The following is a 14,423-nucleotide window of genomic DNA, read 5'->3' as shown; positions in this document are numbered from 1 at the left end:
GCCTGATGGACATAGTCAGGCGGGGATACTGTCGGCTGTGAGCCGCCTGAGAACAGGGTCCACGGATCTTCTTTATCAATCCGATAAACGGATCACCGGATATCGGTGAGCGGGCGGTCTCACGGGCCCTGCGTCAGCACCGCCAGCGCCTCGTCCAGTCGCCTCCGCAGGGACAGCGCGTCGGGAGCCACGGCGCTGACGAGGACGGCGGGACCGGCGAGCGGCATCAGCGCGGCGCCCTCCCCCAGCAGTCGGGCATCGGGCCGCGCCTGAGCGAACTCGGGGCGAACGACCATCAGTTGCCCGACGGCCCGCATACCGCCGAGGACCGCGGGACCGTCCCAGCCGCCCGGCGCTCCGGGACCGCAGGACAGCTCCTGGTCGAGGACGGTGGTCCGCGCGATCCGCACGGTGAGGCGGCTGGTGAGTCGGCCGGGGTTCTCCCCGACCCGGCCGAGCACCTGCTCCTCGCGGAGCACCAGGCGTGCCCCCGGGGCCAGTTGGGCGCGGGTGGTGACGTACAGGTCGCTTCCGGCGGCCGAGATGAGCTGCTCGGGAAGCCAGTGCAGCTCGCCGCCGTCGGCCACGTCGAGCCGTACGTCGTAGCGTGCCTCGTGCTTCGTCTGGCCGGGCAGCGCGATGGTGGCGGCGGCCGAGCCCAGGTGCAGCCGGGCGCCCTCCCCCGCCTCCGCCTCGACGGTGAAATGGTCGCCGCCGAGCGGTCCGCTCATCGCGCCGACGAGCAGGACGCGCGCCTCTCCCCCGTGCGCGCGGGTGCGCCGGAGCGCCAGCGGGCCGTCGCCGTCCAGGACCGGGAGCGCGGTGCCGCCGCGTCCGTCGGTGCGGGCGGCGATGCGGGCATGGGCGTTGACGCCGTGGGAACGCAGCCCCGTTGAGGCGGGCCCTTCGGCCGTCCCCGTCACGCCGTCCACGCCGCGAGCCGGCCCCGCACCCACGCCGCCACGTCGGCGACCCCCGTCTCGGTGCGCAACGACTGGAAGACGACGGGGAGTTCGGCGCGCTGAGCCTTGGCGTCGGCGGCCATCCGGGCGAGATCGGAGCCGACGTACGGCGCGAGGTCGGTCTTGTTGACGACCAGCAGATCGGCGGTGGTGACGCCGGGACCGCCCTTGCGCGGGATGTCGTCGCCGCCCGCGACGTCGATCACGAAGACCTGCGCGTCCACGAGCCCCTTGGAGAAGGTGGCGGTGAGGTTGTCGCCGCCGGACTCGACAAGGATCAGGTCCAGCGGTCCGACCGCGTCCTCCAGGTCCTCCACGGCTTCGAGGTTGGCGGAGATGTCGTCGCGGATCGCGGTGTGCGGACAGGCGCCGGTCTCCACGGCCGTGATCCGCTCGGGGGGCAACACGGCTTCCCTGAGCAGGAATTCGGCGTCCTCGCGGGTGTAGATGTCGTTGGTGACGACGGCGAGCGACAGCTCGTCGCGCAGCGCCCGGCACAGCGCGGCGACGGTCGCGGTCTTGCCCGACCCGACGGGACCGCCGAGCCCGATGCGCAGCGCCCGCCGTGCGCCGTCGGGCCGGTGGGCGTCGGCGCTGACGGCGGCCGGGCCGGTGTGGGTGTGGTCGAGATGCATGAGCGGCTCCAGGTTCGATGCGGGTGGGTCGCTGGGGACACATCCCCTGGGGGGGTGTCTCCCTAGGAGGCGAAGAGGCGGACGTGCCACGCCGCGTGCCACTCGGCGCCGGTCTCCAGCAGGGGCGCCGAGGCGGCGGGCAACGCGTCGGTGCCCTCGACCGCCGCGCGCCGGGCCGCCTCCGTCGCGCGGTCCACGACGCGGTCCAGCTCCGGTGCCAGCCGGGCCAGTACACCGGTCGCGTCGAAGGGGTCGAGGCTCAGCAGCCGTACGGTGGCCGTCGCGGGACCGCTCACGCTCTCGTAGGCGGCGCAGTAAGCGGCGTCCTCGGGGGCGAGACCGGCGGCGCGGGCGGTGAGTCCCAGGACGACGGGCTGATGCGCGCCCTTGGGGAACTCGGCCGCCAACGCGTCGAGTTCGGGCGACGGCCAGGTGGCTCGGGCGGCTCGCGCCAGTTGCCGGCCGAGTCTGCGGGCGGCGGAACGCAGCGCGGGTGACGGCGTACGGGCGTCCGCCGCCGCGTCCAGCTCCGTTGCGGGCAGACCGAGTACGGCCGCCGCCGCGAGCGCCGCCGCGACCAGCCCGGACGTGTGCAGCCGGCCCCGGCAGAACGCCTCCAGGCTCGCGGCCGAGGTGATGCGGCCCGCCTTGACGGCGGCCTCCGCCCCGCCGGAGTGGGCGTGCCCTCCGGCGGGGAAGCGGCCGTCGGCCAGGACGAGCAGGGCTCCCCTGGACATCAGAAGAGGAAGTAGCGCTGAGCCATGGGCAGTTCGGCCGCCGGTGTCGCCTCGACCAGCTCCCCGTCGATGTGCACGGCGAAGCTGTCGGGGTCGATCCGTACGTCCGGCATGGCGTCGTTCTCGCGCAGGTCGGCCTTGGTGACCGCGCGGGTGGACTCGATGGCCACGAACCGCTTGCCGAGCCCGAGCCGCTCCGGCAGCCCGTCCTCGATCGCCAACCCCGCCACGAAGTTGACCGAGTTGGCGGCCGGGGCGCGTCCGATCGCCCCGTACATCGGGCGGGGCAGGATCGGCTGCGGGGTGGGGATGGAGGCGTTGGCGTCGCCCATCTGCGCGTAGGCGATCTGGCCGCCCTTGAGGACGAGCAGCGGTTTCACGCCGAAGAACGCGGGCTCCCACAGCACCAGGTCCGCGAGCTTGCCGGTCTCCACCGAGCCGATCTCGGCGGCGAGACCCTGGGCGAGCGCCGGGTTGATCGTGTACTTGGCGACGTAGCGCCGTACCCGGTGGTTGTCGGCGCGGCCGTCGCCGGGGAGCGCCCCGCGCCTGCCCTTCATCACGTGCGCGGTCTGCCAGGTGCGCAGGACGACCTCGCCGACGCGGCCCATGGCCTGGGAGTCGGAGGAGATGATCGAGATCGCGCCGAGGTCGTGGAGGATGTCCTCCGCGCCGATGGTGGACGGCCGGATGCGGGACTCCGCGAAGGCGAGGTCCTCGGGGACGGCAGGGTTGAGGTGGTGGCAGACCATCAGCATGTCGAGGTGTTCCTCGGCGGTGTTGACGGTGAACGGCCGGGTCGGATTGGTCGAGCTGGGCAGCACGTTGGGCTGCGAGACGACCGTCATGATGTCCGGCGCGTGCCCGCCGCCCGCGCCCTCGGTGTGGTACGAGTGGATGCCCCGGCCCGCGATGGCGGCGAGGGTGTCCCCCACGAAACCGGCCTCGTTGAGGGTGTCGGTGTGGATGGCGACCTGGATGCCGGTGCGGTCGGCCACGGTGAGGGCGGCGTCGATGACGGCGGGGGTGGATCCCCAGTCCTCGTGCAGCTTCAGGCCGACGGCGCCGCCGCGGATCTGGGAGAGCATCGCCTCCTGCGAGACGGTGTTGCCCTTGCCGAGGAAGCCGACGTTGACGGGGTACGCCTCCATCGCCTCCAGCATCCGGGCGAGGTGCCAGGGGCCGGGGGTGACGGTGGTGGCCTTCGAGCCCTCGGCGGGTCCGGTGCCCCCGCCGACGAGCGTGGTGACACCGGAGGCGAGCGCCTCGTCCGCGATCTGCGGGCAGATGAAGTGCACGTGGGCGTCGATGGCGCCCGCCGTGAGGATGCGGCCGTTGCCCGCGATGATCTCGGTCTCGGGGCCGATGACGAGGTCGGGGTGGACACCGTCCATGGTGTCCGGGTTGCCCGCCTTGCCGATACCGGTGATGCGGCCGTCGCGGATGCCGACGTCGGCCTTGATCACGCCCCAGTGGTCCACGATGACGACGCCGGTGATCACGGTGTCGGGGGTGCCGTCGGCGCGGGTCGCGCGGGACTGGCCCATGGACTCGCGGATCACCTTGCCGCCGCCGAAGACCGCCTCGTCGCCGGAGCGGCCGGGGCCACCGGAGCGGTCCTCCTCGATCTCGATCAGCAGGTCGGTGTCCGCGAGCCGGATGCGGTCGCCGGTCGTCGGGCCGAACAGGTCGGCGTACGCGGCGCGGGAGATCTCAGGCATCGAGGGCACCTCCGGTCTCGCCGCGCAGTCCCGGCACGACACGGGCGCCGGTGAGCGGGACGAGTTCGACCTCCACGGGGATGCCGGGCTCGAAGCGGACGGCGGTGCCGGCGGCGACGTTCAGCCGCTTGCCGTGCGCCTGCCGCCGGTCGAACTCCAGGCCCGGGTTGGCCTCGGCGAAATGGTAGTGGGAGCCGACCTGTACGGGGCGGTCGGCGGCGTTGAGCACAAGGAGGCGGGTGACGTCACGGCCCTCGTTGCAGACGATCGGCTCGTCCGCGAACAGCGTCTCTCCGGGAATCATCGCGGCGCCCCTCAGACGATCGGCTCGTGGACGGTGACGAGCTTGGTGCCGTCCGGGAAGGTCGCCTCGACCTGGACGTCGTGGATCATCTCGGGCACGCCCACCATGACGTCGTCCCTGGTGAGGACCTTACGGCCGGAGGACATCAGCTCGGCCACGGTGCGGCCGTCGCGGGCGCCCTCCAGGATGTGCGACGTGATGAGCGCGATGGCCTCCGGGTGGTTCAGCTTCAGCCCTCGGGCCCGGCGCCTCTCGGCCACGTCCGCCGCGACATGGATCAGCAGCCGCTCTTGCTCGTGCGGGGTCAGTTGCACGTCCCACCTCACAGTCCTCGCTCCGGACCGTGCGGGGTCCGGTTGCCGCGGCCACCTCACGGCTCCAGCTCGACCGGAAAGCCCCTGGTGGCGTGGGGGGAAGGCTAGTTCGCGGGCGTTTCAGCGAGGTTAACCGGCGCACTTCCCGCGAGCCTTCGCTCCCCACCCCTACGGCGCCCCCGGCCCCCTGTGCTCCGCCGCGATCCCGAACCGCTGCCGCACCCCCGGCCCGCTCTCGCCCACCCGCGACACCGAACTGACGACCCGCTCCCGCTCCGCCGCGTCCAACGCCTCCAGCCGCTCCAGATCGGCGGCGGACACCAACGCGACGAGCGGCTTCCCGTGCCGGGTCACCACCACCCGCTCCCCGCCGTACACCACCCGGTTGATCAGATCCGCCAGCTCAGCCCTGGCTTGCGTCACCGGAATCTCATAGGCCATGCGGGCAAGTCTAGGCGCCGCCCGAAATGGGGGGTGGATCCCGGGGTGCACCCCCATGAGACCCGCAGAGCCGTCGCTCACCTGAACCCCCGTCGGGCGCAACACATTTGAGTAGCCGTCATGCAGCACGTCGATCCCGTACGTCCTGTACATTTTTTACAGAAGCGAGGGCCCGTCACCGGCCCGTTCGTCAGGAGGGTTACGCCCATGTCCCGTTCGTCTGCCCGATACGTCCTGCCCGAGTTCACCGAGCGCGGTACCACGGGACCGCGCACGCTCGATCCGTATTCCAAGTTGTTCGAGGGGCGGATCGTGTTTCTGGGGACGCCGTTGGACGACACGGCGGCGGCCGATGTGATCGGGCAGCTCATGCAGTTGGAACACACCGCGCCGGAGCGGGACATCACGCTGTATCTGAACAGCCCGGGCGGCTCGTTCCACGCGATGACCGCGGTGTACGACACGATGCGGTACATCTCGTGCGACGTGGCGACCTACTGCCTCGGCCAGGTGGCCGCCGCGTCGGCGGTGCTGCTCGCGGCAGGGACGCCGGGGAAGCGGTGCGTGCTGCCCGGGGCGCGGGTCGTGCTGGAGCAGCCCGCGTTGGGCGAGCCCGCCCACGGGCAGCCGAGCGATCTGCTGATCCAGGCGGAGGAGCTGGGCCGGACGCGGGCGCTGCTGGAGGAGATACTCGTGCGGCACACCGGGCAAGGCGCCGAGCGCGTGCACGCCGACCTGGAGCGCGGGCTGGTGCTGGACGCGCGGGACGCCGTCGCCTACGGCCTCGCGGACGAGATCGTCCAGAGCCGCGCCACCGGCGCCCGGTGAGCGCGCCGTGCTGCCGGACCTTCCGCCGCTGCCCGCCCTGACCCGCGCCGAGGGCGAGCTGATCGACCGTTACCTGGAGGCGGCCGAGCTGCTCGGCCGGATCAACCCCGCCCGGCAGGACGACACCTACAGCGGTCTGCGCGCCGCACAGGCCCTCGTGCGCAAGGCGACAGAGCTGCGGGACGCGCTCACGCTGATGCACCAGCGGGGTGAGACGGAGCTGCACGGGAGCACGCTGGCACGCGCGCTCCGCCTGCTGGACGGCGAACGCCGCACCGCGCGGGTCGTGCTCCCGCCGGGCGACGGGAAGTGACCCGACGCGCCGGAATACCGCCGGACTTCCCCCGGTCCGGCACGCCGTCCGTTCCCACCCCCGCCGCGCTCCCGCCCGACCACGGCACCGGGCCCGGACACCCGGCACCCCCGCCGGCCCCCGCGTGTCGAGGACGCCGCCACTCGGGGAGCCGAAACGGGCCGAACGTGGTACGGCCGACCGTGGTATCTCCACCCGGGTTTCCGCGGCCTCCGACTTGCGCGGCACGGGCACCACGGGGCCGCGAAGGGCCCTCGCGCCCCAGGTCCGGGGCTACGTCCGGGGTCTGACGGACGTTCGGAAACTGGACTGTCCACCCGAACGGGTGAGTGGTGAGTAACACCACAAACCGCCGATTCCATTGGGTTTTTCGGTCCCCAGTACGTGAAGATCCCTGTCTGACGACAAGCCCCCGCCACAGCGGCGGGGCGGTCCGGGCGGACGCCGAGTCCTGCCGCCGCCCGGATGACCGGTCGACAGGAGTGCATCGGCAGGAGTGGAGGACCCGAGCAAGACGGGTCGCCGGGACGGACGTTCGCGAGCAGCGGGCGGTCGTGCCGAGTGGCCCTTGGGGTGAAGCCGTGGCGACACGGCCGGGCAACTTCGCCAGCCCGAATCCGACAGGTCATCCTTCACAGGCGGCTGACGAAGGGTTGCGCATGACTGCGCTCAATCGTGTCCCGTCGCTCATGGCCCGGGCCGGCACCGCCTCGGCCCTCACCCTGGCCGCGGTCGGCGGCTCGATCGCGGTACCGGGGCTGGCCACCGAGGCCTCCGCCGCGACCACGGCGACGAAGGCGCTCCAGGTCGCGGCGTCCAAGAAGGGTTCCCCGTACAGCTATGGGGCCACCGGGCCGCGCCGGTTCGACTGCTCAGGGCTGACGCTCTACTCGTTCAAGAAGGCGGGCAAGAAGCTGCCCCGCACCGCCGCCCAGCAGTACAACAAGACGCACCACATCTCGGCCGGCCACCGCAAGGCCGGCGACCTGGTGTTCTTCCACTCGGGATCAAGCGTCTACCACGTCGGGATCTACGCCGGTAAGGGCAAGATCTGGCACGCCCCGAAGACCGGGGACGTGGTGCGCCTGCAGAAGATCTGGACCAAGAGCGTCTGGTACGGCCGGGTGAACTGACCCGGCGTCGAGCGCGGCCGCGGTCCTCCCGGGCCGCGGCCACCACTCCCCGGCGAGGTTACGGCTCCTGACGCGCCGCCGCCGTCCAGGGCCCCGCCGGTGCCGTCCAGGGCAGCTCGACGGCGACCGTCTTGCCGCCCTCGCGGGTGGAGTGCACCCGGAGCCTGCCCCCGCACTCGGCGGTCAGGCACCGGATGATGACCATCCCGCGCCCGTTGTCCTGCTGCACCGCCGCGGGCAGCCGTCTGGGGAAGCGGGGGTGGCTGTCCGTCACGCCGACGCGCAGCCACTCGTCCCGCACGAGGACGAGGTCCACGGTGAACGTGGGCGACTGGCCGAAGGTGTGCTGCACGGCGTTGGTCGCCAGCTCCGAGACGATGAGCCGTACGGTGTCGGCGTCCTCCGTGTCCGACGGCAGACCCCACTGCGCCAGCACGCCGAGGACGTAGGTACGGGCCGTGGCGACCGAGGCGGGTTCACTCGGAAGAGTGACGGATGCTTCCAGATGGTCTGCCATGGCGACGTCGTCCCTTTCCACGCTGGGCGGTCAGCCTGCCACCACCGGACCGGTCGGGGGCACCAACCCCCGATATATGCACATATCTATCGCCCGATGCGGTGAACTGTGCGACGCGAGAACGGATTTGAGGCGCGCGACGCACTCCGGCGCGCGCCCGGCTCACTCTCTCCCGCGCGAGACCTGCGGCCGGGTCTCGCCGATCACGCGGACCGCGCGCGCGATCTCCTGCCCCGTCAGGTCCGCCCGAGCCGTCAGCCGGAGCCGGGAGACCCCGTCCGGCACCGACGGCGGCCGGAAGCACCCCACGGCGAGACCGGCGGCCCGGCAGCGGGCCGCCCACTCGACCGCGTCGGACGCGGAGGGGGCGCGTACGGAGACCACGGCGGCGTCGGGACGCACGGCGTCCAGGCCCTCGGCGGTCAGGCGCGTGTGCAGCTCGGTGGCGACCGCGCGGGCCCGGGCGGCCCGTTCGGGCTCGCGGCGCAGCAGCCGCAGCGCGGCGAGGGCGGCGCCGACGGAGGCGGGGGCGAGACCGGTGTCGAAGATGAACGTACGGGCCGTGTTCACGAGGTGGGCGATGACCCGCTCCGGGCCGAGCACCACGCCGCCCTGACTGCCGAGCGACTTGGAGAGGGTGGCGGTGGCCACCACGTCGCCGGCGCCCGCGAGTCCTGCGGCGTGCGGCGCGCCCCGGCCGCCGTCGCCGAGGACGCCGAGCCCGTGGGCGTCGTCCACCACCAGTCCGGCGCCGTGCGCCCGGCACGCGGCCGCGAGGGCGCCGAGCGGGGCGGCGTCGCCGTCCACGGAGAAGACCGTGTCGGAGACGGCGACGGCGGCGCCCCGGTGGGTGCCGAGCGCCTTGTCCACCGCCTCCGGGTCGGCGTGGGAGACGACCTGGGTGGTGCCCCGGGCGAGCCGGCAGCCGTCGATGAGCGAGGCGTGGTTGCCCGCATCGGAGACGATCAGCGAGCCGTGCGGGGCGAGCGCGGTGACGGCGGCGAGGTTCGCGGCGTACCCGGAGGAGAAGACGAGGGCGGCCTCGAAGCCGCAGAAGGCGGCGAGTTCGCGCTCCAGCTCGGTGTGCAGCTCGGTGGTGCCGGTGACCAGGCGGGAGCCGGTGGAGCCGCCGCCCCAGGCGCGGGCGGCGCGTACGGCGCCCTCGGTGGTCTCGGGGTGGCGGGCGAGGCCCAGGTAGTCGTTGCTCGCGAGGTCGAGCAGCGGGGAGTCGGAGGGGCGGGGGCGCAGGGTGCGTACCAGTCCGGCGCGGCGGCGGGCCCCGGCCTCCTCGTCGATCCAGCCGAACGCCATGGGTCCTCCGGTGCTTTTGTAGGTAGCGGACAGACACTAGCGGCCCACGCGGCCGCCCATGATGTGGCAATACCCACACTCCGAACGGCGTCTGTTGTGTGAAGTCTCCTTGGCCCGGGGCGGTGCCGTAGGACAGGATCGGGCCCCATGGACCTCCTGAACACGCTGGTGGACAAGGGACTTCGGCGCGAGACGCCGACACGGGCCGAGGCGCTCGCCGTGCTGGCCACCTCCGACGACGAACTGCTCGACGTGGTGGCGGCGGCCGGCAGGGTGCGCCGGCACTGGTTCGGGCGGCGGGTGAAACTCAACTATCTGGTCAACCTCAAGTCCGGTCTGTGCCCGGAGGACTGCTCCTACTGCTCGCAGCGGCTCGGCTCGACGGCGGGCATCCTCAAGTACTCCTGGCTGAAGCCGGACCAGGCGTCCGAGGCGGCCGCCGCGGGGCTGGCCGGGGGCGCCAAGCGGGTGTGTCTGGTGGCGTCGGGGCGCGGGCCGACGGACCGGGACGTGGACCGGGTCTCGGAGACCATCAAGGCGATCAAGGACCAGAACGAGGGCGTGGAGGTGTGCGCCTGTCTGGGCCTGCTCTCCGACGGCCAGGCCGAGCGGCTACGCGCGGCGGGCGCCGACGCCTACAACCACAACCTCAACACCTCCGAGGCCACCTACGGCGACATCACCACCACCCACACGTACGCCGATCGGGTGGACACGGTGCACAAGGCGCACGCGGCCGGGCTCTCCGCCTGCTCGGGGCTGATCGCGGGCATGGGCGAGAGCGACGCGGACCTGGTGGACGTGGTGTTCGCGCTGCGCGAGCTGGACCCGGACTCCGTTCCGGTGAACTTCCTGATCCCGTTCGAGGGCACCCCGCTGGCCAAGGAGTGGAACCTCACCCCACAGCGCTGCCTGCGCGTCCTCGCGATGGTCCGCTTCGTCTGCCCGGACGTGGAGGTGCGCATCGCGGGCGGCCGTGAGGTCCATCTGCGCACGCTCCAGCCGCTGGCGCTGCACCTCGCCAACTCGATCTTCCTCGGCGACTACCTGACCAGCGAGGGCCAGGCGGGCAAGGCGGACCTGGAGATGATCGCGGACGCCGGGTTCGAGGTGGAGGGCGCGGACGAGGTGACACTGCCGGAGCACCGGGCGGCGGGCGGAGGCGGCTGTGGTCCGGGCGCTGCCGGTGAAGGCGGCTGCGGTTCGCACGGTGTGTGCGGTACGGCGGACTCCGCACCGGCGAAGACCCCGGCGCAGGCGACCGCCCCGGACGAGACGGAAACCCCGGCCGAGGCCAGGCCCGCCGCCGACACCCCCCGTACCGACCTGGTCGCCGTACGCCGCCGTGGTGCCGGAACCGACCTCGCGCCCAATGCCTGACCTCGGCACGGCCGAACTGCTGGACCTCGACCGGCGGCACGTCTGGCACCCCTACGGTCCGATGCCCGGGCGCGCCGAACCGCTCGTCGTGGAGTCGGCGAGCGGGGTCCGGCTGCGACTGGCCGACGGCGGCGGCGAGTTGGTCGACGGTATGTCGTCCTGGTGGTCCGCGATCCACGGCTACCGGCACCCGGTGCTCGACGAGGCGGCCCGCTCGCAACTGGACCGGATGAGCCATGTGATGTTCGGCGGGCTCACGCACGAGCCCGCCGTCCGGCTGGCGAAGCTCCTTGTCGACATGTCGCCGGAAGGTCTCGAGCACGTCTTCCTCGCGGACTCCGGCTCGGTGTCCGTCGAGGTCGCCGTCAAGATGTGCCTCCAGTACTGGCGCTCGCTGGGCCGACCGGCCAAGCGGCGGCTGCTGACCTGGCGCGGCGGCTACCACGGCGACACCTGGCACCCGATGTCGGTGTGCGACCCGGAGGGCGGGATGCACGGGCTGTGGTCCGGGGCGTTGCCGCGCCAGGTGTTCGCGGACGCGCCGCCCGCCGCGTACGAGGAGTCGTACGCGGACCATCTGCGCGCCCTGGTCGAGCGGCACGCGGACGAACTGGCCGCCGTGATCGTGGAGCCGGTGGTGCAGGGCGCGGGCGGGATGCGGTTCCACTCCCCCGCGTATCTGCGGGTGCTGCGCGAGGCGTGCGACGCGCACGGCGTGCTGCTGGTGTTCGACGAGATCGCCACCGGGTTCGGCCGCACAGGCGCCCTGTTCGCGGCGGAGCACGCGGGGGTGAGCCCGGACGTGATGTGCGTGGGCAAGGCGCTGACCGGCGGCTATCTCACGATGGCCGCGACGCTGTGCACCGCGCGGGTGGCCGAGGGGATCTCGCGCGGCGAGGTGCCGGTGCTCGCGCACGGGCCGACCTTCATGGGCAATCCGCTGGCGGCCAACGTGGCGTGCGCCTCGGTCGAGCTGCTGCTCGGGCAGGACTGGCGGACGGAGGTGAAGCGGATCGAGAGCGGCCTGCGCGACGGTCTGGCGGAGGCTGCCGGGCTGCCCGGCGTGCGGGACGTGCGCGTCCTCGGTGCCATCGGGGTGGTCCAGCTCGACCACGAGGTGGACATGGCGGCGGCCGCGCGCGCCGCCGTGCGGGAGGGCGTGTGGCTGCGCCCGTTCCGCGATCTGGTCTACACGATGCCGCCGTACGTCACGGACGACGCGGACGTGGCACGGATCGCGCGCGCGGTGTGCGCCGCGGCGCGGGAGGGATGACATGCCGGTACTGGTGATCACGGGCACGGGCACGGAGGTCGGCAAGACGGTCACGACCGCCGCCGTCGCCGCGGCCGCGCTCGCCGCGGGGCGTTCGGTGGCCGTGCTGAAGGCCGCGCAGACGGGCGTACGCCCCGACGAGCGCGGGGACGCCGACGAGGTGGCCCGGCTCGCGGGCCCGGTCGCCGCGTCCGAACTCGCCCGCTATCCGGAGCCGTTGGCGCCGGGTACGGCGGCGCGGCGGGCCGGTATGGCTCCGGTGCGGCCGCAGGAGGTGGCGGAGGCGGCGGCCAAGCTGGCGACCGAGCACGATCTGGTGCTGGTGGAGGGCGCGGGCGGGCTGCTCGTACGGTTCGACGCGGCGGGCGGCACGCTGGCGGACGCGGCGGTGCTGCTGGGCGCGCCGGTGCTCGTGGTGGCTCCGGCGGGGCTCGGCACGCTCAACTCCACGGAGCTGACGGCTCGCGAACTGCGGCTTCGGCAGCTTGAGTTGATCGGGGTGGTGATCGGCTCCTGGCCCAGGGACCCGGACCTGGCCGCGCGTTGCAATGTGGCCGATCTGCCGGAGGTGGCCGGGGCTCCGCTGCTCGGCGCGATCCCGGCCGGGGCGGGTGCGCTGTCGCCCGCCGACTTCCGTGCGAAGGCGCCGAGTTGGCTGTCGGCGCGGTTGAGCGGGGAGTGGGACGCGGGGGCCTTCCGGGAACGGCAGGCGGCGTTCCAGGGAGACGCGCCCTAGCCGGCCGGTGTCGGGACCGGGCGCACCGGGGCCGTATCCGGACGCATGTCCGCGAGGAGGGGACATTCCGTGCGCCCTCGGGAAGAATCGCCGTGAAGGCGGGACCGTTCCCCGGGAGGCTGCCATGCGACTGTCCTCGACCCGCTCCGGCCGGGCGGCGGGCCCCGACGGTGTCCACCATCCGCTGTTCGCCCGCTGCTGGGCGCGCCTCAGCGCGAGCGCGGACACGCGGCTGGGCCTGGCCGAGCTGCGGGAGCGGCTGCTCGCGGGGGTTTCCGGGCGGGTGATCGAGATCGGCGCGGGCAACGGGCTGAACTTCGACCGGTACCCGTCGGCCGTCTCGGAGGTCGTGGCGATCGAACCGGAGCCGCTGCTCCGGCGGTTGGCGCTCCGGGCGGCGCTGCGGGCGGAGGTACCGGTGGATGTCGTACCGGGGACGGCCGAGGCGCTGCCGGTCAAGAGCGAGTCGTTCGACGCGGCCGTGCTGTGCCTGGTGCTGTGCAGTGTCCAGGACGTGCGGCGGGCGCTGGCGGAGGTGCGGCGGGTGCTCAAGCCCGGGGGCGAGGTCCGCTTCCTGGAGCACGGCCGGGGCGGCGGGCACGTGATGCGGGCGGCCCAGCGCGCCCTGGACCACACGGTGTGGCCCCGCCTGGCCGGCGGCTGCCATCTGTCCGGGGCCCCGCTGACCGCGCTGCGCGAGGCGGGCTTCGCCGTCGGCCCCCACCACCATGTGCGCCTCCCGGACCGGGGGCCGAAGCTGCCGTGGTCGTACGGCGTCCTGGGCGCGGCTCGGCGCCCGGGGCCCGTGACGTGAGGGGCGGTGGCCCACCCGGAAGGGTCAGTGCGGTGACCGTCACGGCGCGCGTGCCCCGCCCCGCGCGCCCGGCGCTCCAGGCCCCCGATCTCCCCTCCCACCAGTGCCGTGAAGCGGAGCGGATGTGGGGCGGGTCACACTAGGCTCGGCTGGGGCAAGGAGTGGGACGTCTAGGTGACCTGGAGGCGGTCTTGTTCACATCTGCCGAGGAGAATGTGCCGGGGGCCGAGCCGGGGCAGGGCACCGCGGCCCGGGCGCGCGGGCTGACCAAGGCGTACGGCTCGGGCGAGACCGCCGTGATCGCCCTGGACTCGGTCGACGTGGACATCGCGCGCGGCCGCTTCACCGCCGTGATGGGCCCCTCCGGCTCGGGCAAGTCCACGCTGATGCACTGTCTGGCGGGGCTCGACACCGTCTCGGCCGGTCAGGTGTGGCTCGGGGACACCGAGATCACGGGGTTGAGGGACAAGGAGCTGACCCGGCTGCGGCGCGACCGGATCGGGTTCATGTTCCAGTCGTTCAATCTGATCCCGACGCTGAACGCGGCCGAGAACATCACGCTGCCGATGGACATCGCGGGCCGCAGGCCCGACGAACAGTGGCTGGACCAGGTGATCGACACCCTGGGGCTGCGCGGCCGCCTCAAGCACCGGCCCTCGCAGCTCTCGGGCGGTCAGCAGCAGCGGGTGGCCTGTGCGCGGGCGCTGGCGTCCCGGCCCGAGCTGATCTTCGCCGACGAGCCGACCGGGAACCTGGACTCGCGGGCCGGTCTGGAGGTGCTGGGCTTTCTGCGCAGGGCGGTGGACGAGCTGGGGCAGACGGTCGTGATGGTCACCCACGACCCGGGCGCCGCCGCCCACTCCGACCTGGTGCTCTTCCTCGGCGACGGCAGGATCGTGGACCGGATGGAGCGGCCGACCGCGGACGCCGTGCTGGAGCGGATGAAGGCGTTCGACGTGGTGCGGGGCCGGATCGGCGACGACGCCGTGGCGCAGGAGGACTGA

17 protein-coding genes are annotated in these 14,423 nt (G+C 73.1%); 8 read left to right on the top strand and 9 right to left on the bottom strand.

From position 1 onward, the window contains the following. Positions 1-119: 119 nt before the first annotated feature. The 7 genes from ACWEEU_RS14975 to ACWEEU_RS14945 all read right to left on the bottom strand — a co-directional run bounded on the left by ACWEEU_RS14975 (position 120) and on the right by ACWEEU_RS14945 (position 5,114). The gene (locus tag ACWEEU_RS14975; RefSeq protein ID WP_451732326.1) at positions 120-932 is read right to left on the bottom strand and encodes an urease accessory protein UreD; all 813 of its coding nucleotides are present in this window, start codon (positions 930-932) and stop codon (positions 120-122) included. Next, on the bottom strand, positions 920-1,597 hold the full coding sequence (ureG, locus tag ACWEEU_RS14970) for an urease accessory protein UreG (protein WP_385739778.1): 678 nt from the start codon (positions 1,595-1,597) through the stop codon (positions 920-922). Before ureG ends, ACWEEU_RS14975 begins: the two co-directional genes overlap by 13 nt. Before the next feature lie 62 nt (positions 1,598-1,659). Beyond that, entirely contained in the window at positions 1,660-2,334 is a 675-nt protein-coding gene (locus tag ACWEEU_RS14965; RefSeq protein ID WP_451732323.1) for an urease accessory protein UreF, read from the bottom strand. Beyond that, the gene (locus tag ACWEEU_RS14960; RefSeq protein WP_451732320.1) at positions 2,334-4,055 is read right to left on the bottom strand and encodes an urease subunit alpha; all 1,722 of its coding nucleotides are present in this window, start codon (positions 4,053-4,055) and stop codon (positions 2,334-2,336) included. Before ACWEEU_RS14960 ends, ACWEEU_RS14965 begins: the two co-directional genes overlap by 1 nt. Beyond that, positions 4,048-4,359, bottom strand: a complete 312-nt coding sequence (locus ACWEEU_RS14955; RefSeq protein ID WP_385739783.1) for an urease subunit beta — start codon at positions 4,357-4,359, stop codon at positions 4,048-4,050. Before ACWEEU_RS14955 ends, ACWEEU_RS14960 begins: the two co-directional genes overlap by 8 nt. Before the next feature lie 11 nt (positions 4,360-4,370). Continuing rightward, positions 4,371-4,673 (bottom strand): urease subunit gamma, encoded by a 303-nt coding sequence (locus tag ACWEEU_RS14950; protein WP_385739785.1) that lies wholly within the window; start codon positions 4,671-4,673, stop codon positions 4,371-4,373. A 168-nt stretch (positions 4,674-4,841) separates the two neighbouring features. Beyond that, entirely contained in the window at positions 4,842-5,114 is a 273-nt protein-coding gene (locus ACWEEU_RS14945) for a type II toxin-antitoxin system Phd/YefM family antitoxin (RefSeq protein ID WP_385739787.1), read from the bottom strand. 207 nt (positions 5,115-5,321) lie between these two features. Here ACWEEU_RS14945 and ACWEEU_RS14940 point away from each other — a divergent pair, with 207 nt between their 5' ends. The 3 genes from ACWEEU_RS14940 to ACWEEU_RS14930 all read left to right on the top strand — a co-directional run bounded on the left by ACWEEU_RS14940 (position 5,322) and on the right by ACWEEU_RS14930 (position 7,388). Continuing rightward, positions 5,322-5,942: an ATP-dependent Clp protease proteolytic subunit gene (locus tag ACWEEU_RS14940; RefSeq protein ID WP_385739789.1), complete on the top strand. Its 621-nt coding sequence runs from the start codon at positions 5,322-5,324 to the stop codon at positions 5,940-5,942. A 7-nt stretch (positions 5,943-5,949) separates the two neighbouring features. Further along, positions 5,950-6,255 (top strand): hypothetical protein, encoded by a 306-nt coding sequence (locus tag ACWEEU_RS14935; RefSeq protein WP_385739791.1) that lies wholly within the window; start codon positions 5,950-5,952, stop codon positions 6,253-6,255. A 659-nt stretch (positions 6,256-6,914) separates the two neighbouring features. Next, positions 6,915-7,388: a C40 family peptidase gene (locus tag ACWEEU_RS14930; RefSeq protein WP_366803071.1), complete on the top strand. Its 474-nt coding sequence runs from the start codon at positions 6,915-6,917 to the stop codon at positions 7,386-7,388. Positions 7,389-7,446: 58 nt separating this feature from the next. On the opposite strand, the gene ACWEEU_RS14925 is transcribed toward ACWEEU_RS14930, so the two are convergent. Both ACWEEU_RS14925 and ACWEEU_RS14920 read right to left on the bottom strand, forming a co-directional pair. After that, on the bottom strand, positions 7,447-7,905 hold the full coding sequence (locus ACWEEU_RS14925; protein WP_451732313.1) for an ATP-binding protein: 459 nt from the start codon (positions 7,903-7,905) through the stop codon (positions 7,447-7,449). Positions 7,906-8,067: 162 nt separating this feature from the next. Next, positions 8,068-9,216, bottom strand: coding sequence for an 8-amino-7-oxononanoate synthase (locus ACWEEU_RS14920; protein WP_451732310.1), 1,149 nt, complete (start codon positions 9,214-9,216; stop codon positions 8,068-8,070). 147 nt (positions 9,217-9,363) lie between these two features. Here ACWEEU_RS14920 and bioB point away from each other — a divergent pair, with 147 nt between their 5' ends. From bioB to ACWEEU_RS14895, 5 genes are all read left to right on the top strand, one after another. Beyond that, positions 9,364-10,596: a biotin synthase BioB gene (gene bioB / locus ACWEEU_RS14915; RefSeq protein WP_451732307.1), complete on the top strand. Its 1,233-nt coding sequence runs from the start codon at positions 9,364-9,366 to the stop codon at positions 10,594-10,596. Beyond that, complete coding sequence (locus tag ACWEEU_RS14910; RefSeq protein ID WP_385739802.1) at positions 10,589-11,869, top strand: adenosylmethionine--8-amino-7-oxononanoate transaminase; 1,281 nt, start codon at positions 10,589-10,591, stop codon at positions 11,867-11,869. Before bioB ends, ACWEEU_RS14910 begins: the two co-directional genes overlap by 8 nt. Before the next feature lies 1 nt (position 11,870). Further along, on the top strand, positions 11,871-12,605 hold the full coding sequence (gene bioD / locus ACWEEU_RS14905) for a dethiobiotin synthase (protein ID WP_451732304.1): 735 nt from the start codon (positions 11,871-11,873) through the stop codon (positions 12,603-12,605). 124 nt (positions 12,606-12,729) lie between these two features. Beyond that, positions 12,730-13,419, top strand: a complete 690-nt coding sequence (locus tag ACWEEU_RS14900) for a class I SAM-dependent methyltransferase (protein WP_451732301.1) — start codon at positions 12,730-12,732, stop codon at positions 13,417-13,419. Between the two features lie 191 nt (positions 13,420-13,610). Next, a complete protein-coding gene (locus ACWEEU_RS14895; protein ID WP_451732298.1) occupies positions 13,611-14,423 on the top strand; it encodes an ABC transporter ATP-binding protein in 813 nt (270 codons plus the stop codon).

It is taken from the genome of Streptomyces sp. NPDC005004 (genome assembly GCF_053600675.1).
This window is presented reverse-complemented; position numbering and strand designations above follow the sequence as displayed.